This window comes from Kineococcus vitellinus, from assembly GCF_009906315.1.
Classification (GTDB): Bacteria; Actinomycetota; Actinomycetes; order Actinomycetales; family Kineococcaceae; genus Kineococcus; species Kineococcus vitellinus.
The window spans coordinates 1-14,662 of the sequence record NZ_JAAALL010000092.1 but is presented as its reverse complement, the minus strand read 5'-3'; the positions used below and the strand labels follow the sequence as shown (position 1 = coordinate 14,662).

The 14,662-nt window shown below is 75.3% G+C and carries 14 protein-coding genes and 1 tRNA gene; 6 read left to right on the top strand and 9 right to left on the bottom strand.

All coding sequences use genetic code 11. The annotated features are described in order from the left end of the window. The first annotated feature begins 106 nt into the window (after nt 1-106). Entirely contained in the window at nt 107-1,810 is a 1,704-nt protein-coding gene (locus tag GTQ99_RS10340) for an alpha-amylase family glycosyl hydrolase (protein ID WP_166615652.1), read from the top strand. Between the two features lie 31 nt (nt 1,811-1,841). Here GTQ99_RS10340 and GTQ99_RS10335 read toward each other — a convergent pair whose 3' ends face one another. Then, nucleotides 1,842-2,807: a zinc-binding dehydrogenase gene (locus GTQ99_RS10335; protein ID WP_166615651.1), complete on the bottom strand. Its 966-nt coding sequence runs from the start codon at nt 2,805-2,807 to the stop codon at nt 1,842-1,844. Between the two features lie 50 nt (nt 2,808-2,857). Between GTQ99_RS10335 and GTQ99_RS10330 the strand changes: the two genes are divergently transcribed. The 3 genes from GTQ99_RS10330 to GTQ99_RS26825 all read left to right on the top strand — a co-directional run bounded on the left by GTQ99_RS10330 (nt 2,858) and on the right by GTQ99_RS26825 (nt 6,529). Then, nucleotides 2,858-3,709: an acyl-CoA thioesterase domain-containing protein gene (locus GTQ99_RS10330; protein ID WP_166615650.1), complete on the top strand. Its 852-nt coding sequence runs from the start codon at nt 2,858-2,860 to the stop codon at nt 3,707-3,709. Nucleotides 3,710-3,775: 66 nt separating this feature from the next. Continuing rightward, a complete protein-coding gene (locus GTQ99_RS26830) occupies nt 3,776-4,963 on the top strand; it encodes an acyl-CoA dehydrogenase family protein (protein ID WP_166615649.1) in 1,188 nt (395 codons plus the stop codon). A gap of 57 nt (nt 4,964-5,020) precedes the next feature. Next, on the top strand, nt 5,021-6,529 hold the full coding sequence (locus GTQ99_RS26825; protein ID WP_166615648.1) for a diguanylate cyclase: 1,509 nt from the start codon (nt 5,021-5,023) through the stop codon (nt 6,527-6,529). Here GTQ99_RS26825 and ettA read toward each other — a convergent pair. Continuing rightward, nucleotides 6,516-8,198 (bottom strand): energy-dependent translational throttle protein EttA, encoded by a 1,683-nt coding sequence (gene ettA, locus GTQ99_RS10315; protein ID WP_166615647.1) that lies wholly within the window; start codon nt 8,196-8,198, stop codon nt 6,516-6,518. The two genes, GTQ99_RS26825 and ettA, sit on opposite strands and share 14 nt — an antisense overlap. Before the next feature lie 61 nt (nt 8,199-8,259). On the opposite strand from ettA, the gene GTQ99_RS10310 reads away from it, so the two are divergent. Further along, nucleotides 8,260-8,332 (top strand) — tRNA-Arg (locus tag GTQ99_RS10310). 4 nt (nt 8,333-8,336) lie between these two features. Here the strand turns inward: GTQ99_RS10310 and GTQ99_RS10305 are convergent. After that, a complete protein-coding gene (locus GTQ99_RS10305) occupies nt 8,337-9,467 on the bottom strand; it encodes an acyltransferase family protein (protein ID WP_166615646.1) in 1,131 nt (376 codons plus the stop codon). A gap of 293 nt (nt 9,468-9,760) precedes the next feature. Between GTQ99_RS10305 and GTQ99_RS10300 the strand changes: the two genes are divergently transcribed. After that, complete coding sequence (locus GTQ99_RS10300; protein WP_166615645.1) at nt 9,761-10,774, top strand: CARDB domain-containing protein; 1,014 nt, start codon at nt 9,761-9,763, stop codon at nt 10,772-10,774. Nucleotides 10,775-10,858: 84 nt separating this feature from the next. Here the strand turns inward: GTQ99_RS10300 and GTQ99_RS26820 are convergent, their stop codons facing one another. The 6 genes from GTQ99_RS26820 to GTQ99_RS10270 all read right to left on the bottom strand — a co-directional run bounded on the left by GTQ99_RS26820 (nt 10,859) and on the right by GTQ99_RS10270 (nt 14,603). Then, the gene (locus GTQ99_RS26820; RefSeq protein ID WP_166615644.1) at nt 10,859-11,428 is read right to left on the bottom strand and encodes a GAF domain-containing protein; all 570 of its coding nucleotides are present in this window, start codon (nt 11,426-11,428) and stop codon (nt 10,859-10,861) included. Continuing rightward, nucleotides 11,425-11,718 (bottom strand): hypothetical protein, encoded by a 294-nt coding sequence (locus GTQ99_RS10290; RefSeq protein WP_166615643.1) that lies wholly within the window; start codon nt 11,716-11,718, stop codon nt 11,425-11,427. The genes GTQ99_RS26820 and GTQ99_RS10290 overlap by 4 nt, the downstream gene beginning before the upstream one ends. 83 nt (nt 11,719-11,801) lie before the next feature. Next, complete coding sequence (locus GTQ99_RS10285; RefSeq protein ID WP_166615642.1) at nt 11,802-12,047, bottom strand: hypothetical protein; 246 nt, start codon at nt 12,045-12,047, stop codon at nt 11,802-11,804. 204 nt (nt 12,048-12,251) lie between these two features. Beyond that, nucleotides 12,252-13,844: a methyl-accepting chemotaxis protein gene (locus tag GTQ99_RS10280; protein ID WP_338074892.1), complete on the bottom strand. Its 1,593-nt coding sequence runs from the start codon at nt 13,842-13,844 to the stop codon at nt 12,252-12,254. A gap of 133 nt (nt 13,845-13,977) precedes the next feature. Next, on the bottom strand, nt 13,978-14,202 hold the full coding sequence (locus tag GTQ99_RS10275; protein WP_166615640.1) for an RNA-binding S4 domain-containing protein: 225 nt from the start codon (nt 14,200-14,202) through the stop codon (nt 13,978-13,980). Further along, nucleotides 14,199-14,603, bottom strand: coding sequence for a hypothetical protein (locus tag GTQ99_RS10270; protein WP_166615639.1), 405 nt, complete (start codon nt 14,601-14,603; stop codon nt 14,199-14,201). Before GTQ99_RS10270 ends, GTQ99_RS10275 begins: the two co-directional genes overlap by 4 nt. Nucleotides 14,604-14,662: the final 59 nt, after the last annotated feature.

The following is a 14,662-nucleotide window of genomic DNA, read 5'->3' as shown; positions in this document are numbered from 1 at the left end:
GCCTGAGCGCCCTCCCCCGATCCACCGCCGCCACCCTCCCGGGCACCGGGCTCGCCGGGAGGGTGGCGGCGGTGCACCACCCGCACCGCGGCGGCAGGATGGGCGGGTGAGCCAGACGAGCAGCGCAGCGACCCCGCCCGGCCGGAGCGCGCCCTGGTGGCGCGACGCCGTCATCTACCAGGTCTACCCGCGCTCCTTCGCCGACGCCGACGGCGACGGCATGGGCGACCTGCCGGGCATCACGAGCCGGCTGCAGCACCTGGCCGACCTCGGCGTCGACGCGCTGTGGCTGTCGCCGGTGTACCCCTCGCCGCAGAAGGACGCCGGCTACGACGTGGCCGACTACCGCGACGTGGAACCGGTCTTCGGCACCCTCGCCGACTTCGACGCGCTCGCGGAGCGCGCGCACGCCCTGGGCCTGCGCGTCGTCGTGGACATCGTGCCCAACCACACCTCCACCGAGCACGCCTGGTTCCGGGCGGCGCTGGCCGCGGGCCCCGGCTCGCCGGAGCGCTCCCGCTACGTCTTCCGCGAGGGCCGCGGCGAGCACGGCGAGCAGCCGCCGAACTCCTGGCGCTCCGTCTTCGGCGGGCCGGCGTGGACGCGCGTGGCGGACGGCTCCTGGTACCTGCACCTGTTCGACTCCAGCCAGCCGGACCTGGACTGGACCAACCCCGAGGTCGACGCGGAGTTCCGGGACGTGCTGCGCTTCTGGCTGCGGCGCGGTGTCGACGGGTTCCGCATCGACGTCGCCCACGGCCTGGTCAAGGCCGAGGGGCTGCCGGAGTGGGACCACGAGCAGGCGCTGCTCGACGGGGCGGACGGCGCGGACGGCCCGGACGGCCCGGACGGCGCGGACGGCTCCGCGCGGCGGCCGCCGATGTGGGACCAGGAGGGCGTGCACGAGGTCTACCGCGGCTGGCGGCGCGTGCTGGAGGAGCACCCGGGCGAGCGGATCCTCGTCGCGGAGGCGTGGGTCAGCCCGCCGGAGCGGCTGGTGCGCTACCTGCGCAGCGACGAGATGCACCAGGCGTTCAACTTCGACTACCTGCGCGCGCCGTGGCGGGCGGGCGACCTGCGCCGCGTCGTCGACGCGACCCTGGCCGCGCACGACCTCGTCGGCGCCCCCTCGACCTGGGTGCTCTCCAACCACGACGTCGTGCGGCACGCCAGCCGGCTCGGCTACCCCGCCGGCAGCGAGCCGGCCAGCGGCGTCGGCCCGGACGACCCGCAGCCCGACGCCGCGCTGGGCCTGCGCCGCGCCCGCGCCGCCACGACGCTCATGCTGGGCCTGCCCGGCGGCGCCTACCTCTACCAGGGCGAGGAGCTCGGCCTGCCGGAGGTGACGACGCTGCCGGCGCAGGTGCGCCAGGACCCCTCCTTCGCCCGCACCGGCGGCGCCGACCGCGGCCGCGACGGCTGCCGGGTGCCGATCCCCTGGTCCGGTGAGGAGCCCTCCTACGGCTTCGGGCCGGGCTCGGCCTCCTGGCTGCCGCAGCCGCCGTCGTGGCGGGAGCTGTCGGTGGCGGCGCAGAGCGGCGCCGAGGGCTCGACGCTGGAGCTGTACCGCCGCCTGCTCGCGGTGCGCCGCGAGCACGGCCTCGGCCTGGGCGCCCTGCGGTGGGTCGACCTGCCCGGGGCGGGCCCGGACGTGCTGGCCTTCCGCAACGGCGACGTCCTCGTCGTGGCCAACCTCGGCGCGCAGCCGGTCGCCGCGCCGGCGGGGGCCCGCGCGCTCGTCGCCAGCGGCGAGCTGCCCGGCGGGGCGCTGCCCACCGACACCGCCGCCTGGTTCGCGCTGCCCGCCTGAGCGACGCCTCGGGGAGCACCCGCGGGGCGCCTCAGGGGCGCACGAGCACCTTGCCGACGGCCTGCCCGGACTCCAGGCGCGCGAAGGCGTCGCGGGCGTCGGCGAGGGCGTGCACGGAGTCGACCTCGGGCGCGAGGTCGGCCAGCTCGCAGAAGCGCAGCAGCCGCTCGAACTCCTCGCGGGTGCCCATCGTGGAGCCGAGCACCCGCAGCTGGCGGAAGAAGACGTTCTCCAGCATCGCGGAGGGGTCCCCGCCCGTGGTGGCCCCGGAGACGACGAGGGTGCCGCCGGGCTTGAGCGAGCGCACCGAGTGCTGCCAGGTCGCCTTCCCGACGGTCTCCAGCACGGCGTCGACGCGCTCGGGCAGCCGCCGGCCCGCCGGGAAGGTCGCGGCCGCGCCCCACGCGGCGGCCCTCGCCAGCCGCTCCTCGTCGCGGCCGCTCACCCACACCCGCAGCCCGGCCGCCGCGCCGAGCGCGACGAGGGCGTTGGAGACCCCGCCCGCGGCGCCCTGCACGAGCACCGTCTGACCCGGGGTGGCGCGGGCCTGGGTGAAGAGCATCCGGTACGCCGTCAGCCAGGCGGTGCCCAGCGCGGCGGCCCGCTCGGGGCCCCAGCCGGCGGGCACGGGCAGCACGTTGCGCCGCGGGACGTGCACGTGCTCGGCGAGGGTGCCGGGGTGCAGCTCCGAGAGCAGGGTGCGCCGGGGGTCGAGGGTCTCGTCGCCGCGGAAGTCCTCGTCGGAGACGACGGCGTGGACGACGACCTCGGTGCCGTCGTCGGTGACCCCGGCGGCGTCGCAGCCGAGCACCATCGGCAGCCGCTCGGCGCCCAGGCCGACCCCGCGCAGGCTCCACAGGTCGTGCCGGTTGAGGGCGGCCGCGCGCACCCGCACCCGCACCCAGCCCGGCGGCGGCTCGGCGGCCGGGCGGTCGGCGACCTCCAGCGCGGACAGCGGGTCCTCGGGCGAGAAGCGCACGGCGCGGGCGGCGATCACGGCGCGACGCTACCCCGGCCACCGCTGCGCGGCCCCGGTAGCGTGCCCGGGTGAGCGAGACCAGCCCCCTGCTCGAGGTCCTCGACGTCACGCCCGCCGCGGACGCGGTGGACGTCTTCACGGGCCCGAACCTGCCGCACTGGCGGCCGCGGCTGTTCGGCGGCCAGGTCCTCGGCCAGGTGGCCGTGGCCGCCGGGCGCACCGTCGCGCCGGAGCGGCAGCTGCACTCGCTGCACGCCTACTTCCTGCGCCCGGGCGACCCCGGGGTCCCGGTGGCCTTCGCCGTCGAGCGGCTGCGCGACGGCCGCTCCTTCTCGGCGCGGCGGGTGCAGGCCACCCAGGGCGGGGTGCCGATCCTGTCCGGCATCGCCTCCTTCCAGCTGCCCGCCGACGGCCTGGACCACGCGGAGCCCGCTCCCGAGGTCCCCGAGCCCGAGGAGCTGCCCAGCGACTACGCGCTGCTCGACGCCGTCGAGCACCCGATGGCCCACCAGCTGGGCCGAGGCCGGCACGTGGAGCTGCGGCACGTCGAACCGGCGGTCTACCTGCGGCCCGACCCGCGGCGCACCGCGCGGCAGGCGGTGTGGTTCCGCGTGGACGCCCCGCTGCCCGGCGACGACCTCGTGCACCGCGCGGCCCTGGCCTACGCCAGCGACCTCACCGTGCTCGAACCCGTGCTGCGCCGCCACGGGCTGGCGTGGTCCACCCCGGGGGCGAGCGTGGCGAGCCTGGACCACGCGATGTGGTGGCACCGCCCGGCCCGCGCCGACGAGTGGGTCCTCTACGTCCTCGAGAGCCCCAGCGCCTCCGGCGCCCGCGGGCTGTCGACGGCCCGGATGTACGACCGGCAGCGGCGCCTGGTGGCCGGCGTCGCCCAGGAGGGCATGCTGCGCGTGCCCTGAGCCACCGCCGGCGACCGCGGGCGGAGCGCGCGGGCCGTCGCCGCACGGTGTGGCACGGTGTGCGTCGTGACGAGCGAGACGCGGGCCGGGCTGTCCGAGGCCGTCTTCGAGGAGCTGCTGCAGCGGGCGCGGGCCGGTGCCGCCGAGCGCGAGCGCACCCGCGAGCTGCCCACCGAGCTGGTGCGCGCCCTGGCGGCCGCCGGCTTCGGCACCGCGCACGTGCCCGCCGGGGTCGGCGGCGAGGGCGTGCCCCTGGAGACGCTCTTCGAGCGGCTGGTGCGGCTGGCGCGCGCGGACTGCAACGTCGCGCACGTCTTCCGCGGGCACCTGGCGTTCGTGGAGAAGCAGTACTTCGAGCCGGACGCCGCGGTGCGCGAGGAGTGGTGGCGGCGGGTGCTGGCCGGCGACCTCGTCGGCAACGCCGTCTCGGAGGCCTCGGCGACCTCGGACCTGTCGACGGTGCTGCGCGAGACGCCGGACGGCCTGCGCCTGGACGGGCGCAAGTTCTACACGACGGGCTCGATCTACGCCGACTGGATCGACACCTCGGCCTCCTTCGGGGACGTCGGCGTCCAGGTCCTCGTCCCGACGCGCGCGCCCGGGGTGCGGGTGGTCGACGACTGGAAGGGCTTCGGGCAGCGGCTGACCGGCAGCGGCACGACGACGTTCACCGACGTCCCCGTCGAGCGCGAGCACGTGCGGACCATCGACCCCGACGACGACGCGCAGACCTACATGCTCGGCTTCTTCCAGCTCGTGCTGCTCGCCGTCGTCGCCGGCATCGGCCACGCCGCCCTCGACGACACGGTGGACTTCGTGCGCGGGCGGCGGCGGATCTTCGGCTACGCCGGGGAGGCGCTGCCGCGCGAGCACCACCTCGTGCAGGCGGAGGTGGGCGCCCTGTCGTCGGCGGCCTCGGCCGCGCGGGCGATCGTGCTCACCGCCGCCCGGACGCTGGACGCGGCCCTCGGCGCGCACCTGGCGGGCGCGCCCGGCGCGGCGCAGGGCCTGCGCGAGGCGCAGCTGGAGGTGTACCGGGCGCAGCAGGTCGTGCTCCCGCTCGTCGTGGACGCCACCGCGCGGCTGTTCGAGGTGGGTGGGGCCTCGGCCGTCGACGCCGAGCGCGGGCTGGACCGGCACTGGCGCAACGCGCGCACGATCGCCACCCACAACCCGGCGCTGCACCGGCGCCGGGCCATCGGCGACTTCGAGCTCAACGGCACGGCGACGAGGCGGTACCTGCCCGCCGGCTGAACCGCCGAACGGGTGGGGCGCCCTCAGCCGCGCGCCGGGGCGGGCCGATGCGTCAGCGTGGCCTCCTCGCGCGCTGACACGCTGCTCCGCCTGCACCTCGCCGTGGGCGGGGTGCTGTCCGTGGTCTGCGTGCTGCTGCCGGTGGGGCTCGGCCGCGACGTGCTGTACTCGGCGATCAGCATCGGCTGCGTGGCGCTCATGGCGGTCGGCATCCGCCGGCACCGCCCGCGCGCGGCGGCCGGCTGGTGGCTGACGACGGCGGGCATCGCCGTGTGGGCGTGCGCGGACGTGCTGTGGACGGTCTACACCTGGGTGCTGGGCATCTCGCCGTTCCCCTCCCCCGCCGACGCGCTGTACCTGACGAGCTACGCGCTCATCGCGGCCGGGTTCTGGTGCTTCGTGCGCGCCCGGCGGGGGCAGGGCGACCGCGAGGGCGTCATCGACTCGCTGATCTTCACGGTCGGCTTCGCGCTGCTGGCCTGGGTGCTGCTCATGCGCCCGGGGCTGGAGTCGGCGGGCACGTCCACGGCGGCCCGCGTCCTGGCGACGGCCTACCCGGTGGGCGACGTGCTGCTGCTGGCCATGCTGGTGCGGCTGCTGACCACCCGTGGTGCGCGCACGGCGGCGTTCCGGTGGCTGCTGGTCGCCAACGCGCTGCTGCTGGTCGCCGACTGCACCTACCAGTACGCGATCATGACGACCGGGTACACCCCCGGGCTCACGACGGTGCTGTGGCTGCTGGGCTACGTCTCCTTCGGGGCGGCGGCGCTGCACCCCTCGATGCGGCAGTTCACCGACAGCGACGGCGCCGGCGAGGGCGACACCCGCTTCACCCGGCGCCGGCTGGCGGCCCTCACGCTGGCCAGCCTCGTCGCCCCCGGCACCCTGATGCTGCAGCTGGCCTTCGGGCTGCGGCTGGAGGCCTGGGCCGTCGCGCTGTCCTCGGTGGTCCTCTTCCTGCTCGTGGTGATGCGCATGTCGGGCCTGCTGCGCCACCTGGAGCAGCAGGCGAGCCGGCTGGCGGACATGGCGCGCACCGACGCCCTGACGGGCCTGCCCAACCGCCGCACGAGCGACGCGGAGCTGGAGCGGATGCAGACCCGCGCCCGCGCGGAGGGGTTGCCGCTGTGCGTGGCGGTGATCGACCTGGACCGCTTCAAGGCCTTCAACGACACCTTCGGCCACCAGGCCGGCGACAGCCTGCTCGTCGCGGCGGCCGGCGCCTGGTCCGGGCGGCTGGACGCCGCGCACGCCGGGGTCGGCCCGGGCCGGGCGGCCGTGCTGGGCCGCTGGGGCGGGGAGGAGTTCGTCCTGCTGCTGCTCGGCCACGACCTGCGGGCGGCGCTCGCGCTCGTGGACGGCCTGCGCGCCCGCACGCCGGCGGGGCAGACGTTCTCCGCCGGGGTGGCGTGCTGGAGCGGGCTGGAGGGCCCCGCGGAGCTGTTCGAGCGGGCCGACACCGCCCTCTACGCCGCCAAGGAGGGCGGGCGCGACCGGGTGGTGCCCGCCGCGCCGGCGCCGGTGAGCGGCGACGGCGCGGCGAGCGCTCCCGTCAGTCGCGGGTGAGCTTGCGGTACGTCACCCGGTGCGGGCGGGCGGCGTCCGGGCCGAGGCGCTCGATCTTGTTGGCCTCGTAGCCGCCGAAGTTGCCCTCGAACCAGTACCAGCGGGCCGGGTCCTCCTCGGTGCCCTCGTAGGCGAGGATGTGGGTGGCCACCCGGTCCAGGAACCAGCGGTCGTGGCTGACGACCACGGCGCAGCCGGGGAAGTTCAGCAGCGCGTTCTCCAGGCTGCCGAGGGTCTCCACGTCGAGGTCGTTGGTGGGCTCGTCGAGCAGCAGGACGTTGCCGCCCTCCTTGAGCGTCAGCGCCAGGTTGAGCCGGTTGCGCTCGCCGCCGGACAGGACGCCGGCCGGCTTCTGCTGGTCCGGGCCCTTGAAGCCGAACGCCGAGACGTAGGCGCGCGAGGGCATCTCCTGGTTGCCGACCTGGATGAAGTCCAGGCCGTCGGAGACGACCTCCCACAGCGTCTTCTTGGGGTCCAGGCCGCCGCGGGACTGGTCGACGTAGGAGAGCTTGACGGTGTCGCCGATCTTCAGCTCGCCGCCGTCGAGGGGCTCCAGGCCGACGATCGTCTTGAACAGCGTCGTCTTGCCGACGCCGTTGGGGCCGATGACGCCGACGATGCCGTTGCGCGGCAGCGAGAAGGACAGCCCGTCGATGAGGGTGCGGTCGCCGAAGCCCTTCTTGAGGCCCTTGGCCTCGATGACCACCGAGCCCAGCCGGGGACCGGCCGGGATCTGGATCTCCTCGAAGTCGAGCTTGCGGGTGCGCTCGGCCTCGGCGGCCATCTCCTCGTAGCGGGCCAGGCGGGCCTTGGACTTCGTCTGGCGGCCCTTGGCGTTGGAGCGGACCCACTCCAGCTCGTCCTTCAGCCGCTTCTGCAGCTTGGCGTCCTTCTTGCCCTGCACGTCCAGGCGGGCGGACTTCTTCTCCAGGTAGGTGGAGTAGTTGCCCTCGTAGGGGTAGGCGCGGCCGCGGTCCAGCTCCAGGATCCACTGGGCGACGTTGTCGAGGAAGTAGCGGTCGTGGGTGACGGCCAGCACGGCGCCGGCGTACTTGGCCAGGTGCTGCTCCAGCCACGTCACGCTCTCGGCGTCGAGGTGGTTGGTGGGCTCGTCGAGCAGCAGCAGGTCCGGCGCCTCCAGCAGCAGCTTGCACAGCGCCACGCGGCGCTTCTCGCCGCCGGAGAGGACGGAGACGTCGGCGTCGCCCGGCGGGCAGCGCAGCGCGTCCATCGCCTGCTCCAGCTGGGAGTCCATGTCCCACGCGTTGGCGTGGTCGAGCTCCTCCTGCAGCTGCCCCATCTCGGCCATGAGGGCCTCGTAGTCGGCCTCCGGGTCCTCGAAGGAGGCGGTGATCTCGTTGTAGCGGTCCATCTTGACCTTGAGCTCGCCGAGGCCGTCCTGGACGTTCTCCAGGACCGTCTTGGACTCGTCGAGCTTCGGCTCCTGCATGAGGATGCCGACGCTGTAGCCGGGCGAGAGGCGGGCCTCGCCGTTGGAGGGCTGGTCCAGACCCGCCATGATCTTGAGGACGCTGGACTTGCCGGCGCCGTTGGGGCCGACGATGCCGATCTTCGCCCCCGGGTAGAAGGAGATCGAGACGTCGTCGAGGATGACCTTGTCCCCGTGGGCCTTGCGCGCCTTCGACATGACGTAGATGAATTCAGCCACGCCCCCAGGCTAGTCGAGTCCGCGGGCGCCGCCGCCAGTCGTGGGTAGGGTGCACGCACCGGCCTCCGTAGCTCAGTGGATAGAGCACCGGACTTCTAATCCGATGGTCGCAGGTTCGAATCCTGCCGGGGGCGCCGCTCACCGGTGCGCACGCCGACGACCGCCCGCCCCCTCCCCCAGGTCGACCGTCGCCCGCCGGGGCCGCCCCGGCGGCCACCGGGTGACCCACGCCGCGCCCTTGAGGCCGAGCGCCGGCTGCTCGACGAGGTGCCAGGACAGGGCGGCGACCAGCAGCGCGAGGGCCAGGCAGGCCAGGACGAACGGCACGGTCGTCAGGGCGGTGGCCCCGGCGGCGACCAGGAGCTGGGCGATCGGCCAGTGCCAGACGTAGAGGCCGTAGGAGAGGTCCCGGCGCGGTCGCCGGCGCAGCGGCAGGCGCACCACCGCGTAGACGAAGGCGTAGGCGAAGGCCGGCCCGGCCAGCGCCCGGTAGTCGGGCAGCAGGTGCAGCCCGGCGACCACCAGGGCGAGGCTGAGCAGGGCCAGCGGGCCGCTGATCGGGATGCGGTCGGCGAACAGGTGCGCGGCCGCGCCGAGCAGGAAGACGAAGGCGAAGCGCAGCATGATCACCGAGCCCAGCGGGTTGGAGCCCGCGGCGGCGGCGACGGTCAGCGCCCACAGGGCGGCCAGCAGGACCAGGACGACCCAGCGCCGGCGGCGCAGGACGCCCAGCACGCCGAGGACGGCGACGATCCCGTAGCAGACGGCTTCGAAGAACAGCGTCCACAGGGCGCCGTTGACCACGTCCGGTGAGCCGCCGGTGCCGGGCAGGCCGGAGATGCCGAACTGGCGCACCAGCAGGGTCGCGTTGGCGCCGAGGTAGCTCAGCGCGGACTCGGGGCCGGTGAGGACCGAGGTGGCGCTGCGGCCGGTGAGCACGGCCAGCAGGGGTGCGACGACGAGGGCGGTGCCCAGCAGGCAGACCCAGAAGGCGGGCAGGATGCGCAGCGCCCGGTGCCAGGCGAAGCGGCGCAGGCTGCCCAGCCGCAGCCAGCTGGAGGCCACGAGGAAGCCGGAGAGGACGAAGAAGCCGTCCACGGCCAGGCTGCCCAGGTCGGTGGAGCCCACCCGGGGCTGGTGGCCGAAGCCGAGGTGGGTGGCGTGGACCACGGCGACGGTGCCCGCCAGCAGCAGGCGCAGCACGTCGAGGCAGTTGCTGCGCGGGTCGAAGGCGGTGGCCAGCGTCGGGCGCTCGGGCGTGGTGCTCACTCGTCCTCGTCTCGTCGTCCAGCGCATCGGCGGGCACGTGCTCCGCAACCCTACCCTTACGTGAGGGTAGACGTCGGAGGTGCCGCGCCGAGCGCGGCGGACGGGTGCGCACCGGAACCCGGCCGGTCCCCGCGGCAGGGGTTTCGTTGAACTCCGGATCAGCCGGATGCGTTGCCCCCCAAGCGAGGGGCAGCACCGTCCGGCACCCGGAAATGCCTGCCGGCACCACCCACACGGCCCTACAGTTGCGCCGCCGGGCACAGCCCGTGCCGGGCGCACTCATGGGGGGAACCATGCGCAGCAGCACCAGGAACGCCACCAGCACCACCGGCACCAGCGCCGGCCGGAACACCGGGGGGAACACCGGCAGGAGCGCCGGCAGGAGCATCGGCAAGACGATCGCCGCCGCAGCCGTCGCCGCCACCACGGCCGCGACGCTGTCCGCCATCGGCGCCGGCCCCGCCCACGCCGCACCCGCCAGGCCGGACCTCACCGTCACCGCCCTCACCTGGACGCCGGGGGGCGTCAGCGCGGGAACGCCGGTCACCTTCAGCGCCACCGTCAAGAACGTCGGCAAGGCCGCCAGCCCCGCCGGCGTCGTCCACGGCGTCGGCTTCCAGGTCGACGGCAAGCTCGTCACCTGGTCCGACACGCGCACCGCGTCCCTCAAGCCGGGTCAGTCCGCGACCGTCACCGCGAACTTCGGGCCCGCGAAGTCCGCCACCTGGGCCGCCACCCAGGGCAAGCACGAGGTCCTGGCCTACGTCGACGACGCCCAGCGCATCGCGGAGTCCGGCGAGGGCAACAACCGCACCAAGACCACGCTGACCGTCGCCGCGGCCCCGGCGATGACCACGACCCTGAAGGGGTCCAGCAGCTACTCCACCTTCGCGGCGCTGCCGCAGCGGACCGGCGTCTCCAGCACCGTGCGGGGCTCGGGCTACGGCGCCTGCCACACCGCCGACGGCCGGGTCGTGGCGGGCACCGAGAAGCTCCTCGGCGAGTACAGCGCGGGGAACAGCGTCTACTACACCGGCGGCCCCTACGTCTACTCCGGCCTGGCCGACGTCCCCGCGGGCGCCACGAGCGCCACGAGCGCCCCGATCGACATGACCGAGATCCGCAGGGGCCGCTACGGCGACCCGGCGCTGAAGCTGACCTGCGCCGCCGACCAGCTGCCCGGGTTCACCCGGCTGCACGTCACGGAGCTCACCTCGAAGCGGTGGACCCTCAACGAGGGCGGCTGGTCCGGGGAGACCCTGCTGTCCACGGCCACCGCGAAGGTCAGCGCCGACCTGCCGATCTGACCCGCGCCCCGCGGCGAGCGGCTCCGCCGGCCCTGCCGGCGGAGCCGCTGCGCGTGCGCGGGCCGCACCGCACCCGGCGCGCCCTCAGTCCTGGTCGGCCGCGGCCTCCAGCCGCTGCACGGCCTGCGCGGCGACGGCGCGCAGCCGGTCGAGGTCGACCTGCGTGAAGGTGCGGGGAGCGGTGTCCAGGACGCAGACCGAGCCGACGACGGCGCCGTCGCTGGTGCGCACCGGCACGCCGGCGTAGGCGCGGAAGCCGTCGACGACCGTCAGCGGGCTGTGCCGGGTGGCCTCGTCGGCGCTCAGGTCCGGGACGACGTACTGGGCGCCGGAACGGACGACCTGCGCGCACGGCGCCCACTCGGCGGGCGTGGCGCGGGCCTCGGCCATCCAGCCGGTGAGGCCGTGCTCGCCGGCGATCAGCTGGGCGCCGGTGAGCACGACGTTGAACAGCGCCACCGGAGCACCCACACCCGCCGCGCCGGCGGCCAGCAGGTCGTCGACCAGCGGCTCGACGTGCTCGAGCTCGTCGGCGCGCAGCCGGGCGACGGCCTCCAGGCGCTCGTGCTCGTAGAGGGCGTCGTCGGTGACCACCGCGGCGGAGGAGAGCTGCTCGGCCAGCCAGGCCTGCCACTGCTCCGGGGACTGGCTCACTGGCGCTCCTCGTGGGTCGTGCCCTGCAGCGCGCGGTGCACCCGCGTGCGCAGCAGGCAGCTGCGCACGGCGATCCGCAGCCGGGGGTCGGTGGAGTCCCCGAGCAGCCACTGGCCCACCCGCTGCAGCTCCTCGGCGGTCAGCGCGGTGCCGTGCAGGCCGGTGGCCGCGGCGGCGCGCGACCACGTCAGCAGCGCCTGCTGGGGACCGACGACGCCGGCGATCTCGCGCAACCAGTCCACGACGGTGGGCGCGGCGAGGCCGCGGACCTCCGCTCCGGTCAGCGGCACGGTGGGCTCCAGACGGGCGGGGACGGCGGACGCGTCCCCATCGGCCCGCCCGGCCGCGACCTGAGCCGCGACCCGGGCCGGGATCAGGAGGCGTCGGGCCGGCGCTCGACGAGGTAGCTGTGGCCGCCGACGGTGATGCGCTCCCACTGCCCGTACCCGGCGCTCGCCTCCTCCTCGGTGCGCGGGCCGCGCGGCGGACCCTCGTGCGCGCCGACCTGGGCGGGACCGGTGAAGCTGAAGACGGCGTCGAGCAGCAGGTCGACGAGCTTGTGGCGCGAGCGGGGCCGCTGCAGCGAGGGGGGCAGGACGTCGGTGTTGCGTTCGGGCACGACTACTCCTTCATGCACCAATGGTTCGTGCACCAATCATCGACCCGCCGGCGCGGGAACTCAAGCCCGGCGGAGCGTACGCGGCGCACGTCACACACGATGCCCACGACGAGCACGAGGCGCACGACGACGGCCGCGGTCCCCGTCGGGGACCGCGGCCGTCGCACGAGCCGTCGCACGAGCCGGGTGGCTCAGCGCGGGGGGTCAGAGCCGGAAGGCGCTCACCGCGGCGCGCAGCTCCTGGGCGGCGCCGGAGACCTCGTCGGCCGCGGCCCGCGTCGCACCGGCGTCGGCGGTCGTGCGCGAGGCCGCCGAGGCGATGCCGGAGATGTTGTTCGTGATCTCCTGGGACCCGTTGGAGACCTCGGTGACGTTGCGCACCATCTCACTGGTGGTCGCCGACTGCTCCTCCACCGCCGCCGCGATGGTGGCCTGCAAGCCGTCGATGCGGGCGATCACCTCGGTGATCTCGGTGATCGCCGCGGCCGCCGACGCCGCATCGGTCTGGGTGGCGTTGACCCGCCCGACGATCTCCTCGGTGGCCCGCGCGGTCTGCTGGGCCAGTTCCTTGACCTCCCCGGCCACCACCGCGAAGCCCTTGCCCATCTCCCCGGCGCGGGCGGCTTCGATGGTGGCGTTCAGGGCGAGCAGGTTGGTCTGCTCGGCGATGGAGGTGATCAGCTTGACGACCTCACCGATCTCGCGGGAGGAGACCGACAGGCGCTCGATGGTGGTGCGCGCGTCCTCGGCGGAGGCGACCGCGGCCGTGGCCACGGCCGAGGCGTCGGCGGTGGAGGCGGCGATCTCGCGGATCGCTGCGCTCATCTCGTCACCGGCGGCGGCGACCGTGCTGACGTTGACGGCGATGTCGCCGGAGGCCAGCAGCACGACGTCGGCCTGCGAGGAGGACTCCCCCGCACCCGCCGACAGGCGCTCGGCGACGTCGGCCAGGCTGTCGGAGGCGCCCTGCAGGCTCTGCACGCTGTGGCCGATGGTGCGGATCGTGCCCGAGACCTGGTCCAGGGCGGTGTTCAGCGCCTGCGCGGTCAGGCCGACCTCGTCGCGGCCGGTGACCTCCACGCGCTCGTCGAGGCGGCCGGCGGCCAGCGCCTCCGCCACCCGGCGGGTGCGCCCCAGCGGCCCGGCGATCGAGCGGGAGATGACGACCGACAGCGCCACGGCCGCGAGCACGGCCCCGGCGGTGACGGCCAGCACGAGCAGGCGGGCGGCGCGGTAGGCGGCCGCGCCGTCGGCGGCGTCCTGGGCCGCGACGGCGGTGGCGGTGTCCTGCACGGCCTGCAGGGAGTCGTTGACGACCGAGTGCCCGATGCCGCCGGCGGAGACCGCGATCGACTCGTCCTCGCGAGTGGCCATGAACTCCCGCTGGTCCCCGGCCAGGGCCAGCTGCACCAGCACCTGCGTGCCGGCCGCGTAGTCCGCGAGCGCCGCGTCGACGGCGTCCAGCTGCTCGGCGGGCACCTCGGGGCCGGAGTCGCGGAAGTCCTGCCAGGTGCCCTGCACGTCGGCGAGGGTCTCCTCGAAGGTGGTCTGCGCGTCCGCGGAGGGCACCAGGGCCAGGGCGAAGAGGTCCTTGGTGGCGCGCTGGAACTGGGTGCGCACCTGGCCGAGGGTCTGCTGGCCCGTCACGCTCTCGGCGCTGACGGTGCGCAGGCGCTCCTGGGCCTGCGCGAGCTGCACCAGGCCCACCCCCGCGATCGTCGCGCAGAGCACGCACAGCAGGAGGAAGCTGGAGGTGATCTTCTTGCTGACACTGAGGTCGCGCAGCCGCTGGGACACCGCTGTTCTCCCGGGGAGGTCGTCGAAGGCGCACCGCGGCGCGGCACCGTCCTCCATCGGCACCTGGGCCGTCCGGGTGAAGCCGCCCGCCGGGCGGGCCGCCGCGACCGGCGCGCCGGGGCGCGTCCCGGCCTCAGCCGGTGACGCGCACCCGCCAGGCCTGCGGGCCGCGCTGCACGACGTCGCCGTCGGCCAGCTGCCGCCCGCGGCGCTCCTCGGCCTCGCCGTTGACGGTGACCTCCCCGGCCGTCAGCACCTCCCGGGCGTCGGCTCCGGAGTCGACGGCGCCGGACAGCTTGAGGAACTGCCCGAGCCGGACGACGCCGGTCACCTCCACCTCGCGCGCGGGTGCGCTCACTCCTCGACCACCAGGGCCGCCAGCACGCGCGCGATGCGCTCGACGTCGGCCGCGGTGAGCCGCTCGGGCACCGAGACCTCCACGCGCGTGCCGTCGGCGAGCGGGATCGTGTGCCGCAGCAGCGGCCGGCCCGCGGTCACCTCGTCGAGCACGTCCGCGCCCGCGGCGTCCTCGACGACGGCGTCCTCGGCCACCGCGTCCACGACGTCCTCGGCCGTCCCCTGCTGCCCGCCGGTGCGGGTGCCCCCGGCCGGCGTCGAGCCCAGGAAGGCCTTGAGCCTGTCGATGCCCTGCGCGGCCAGCCGCTCCGCCTGCGGGTCGATGCGCCCGGTGCGCAGCCCCTGCCCCAGCAGCTGGCGCAGCACCGCGTCGATCGAGTCGCCCTGTCCTCGTTCCTCCATGCCGAGAGGATCGCACCCCCCGCGCGGCCCGCGCGTCGGCGGCCGGGAGGACCCGCCCC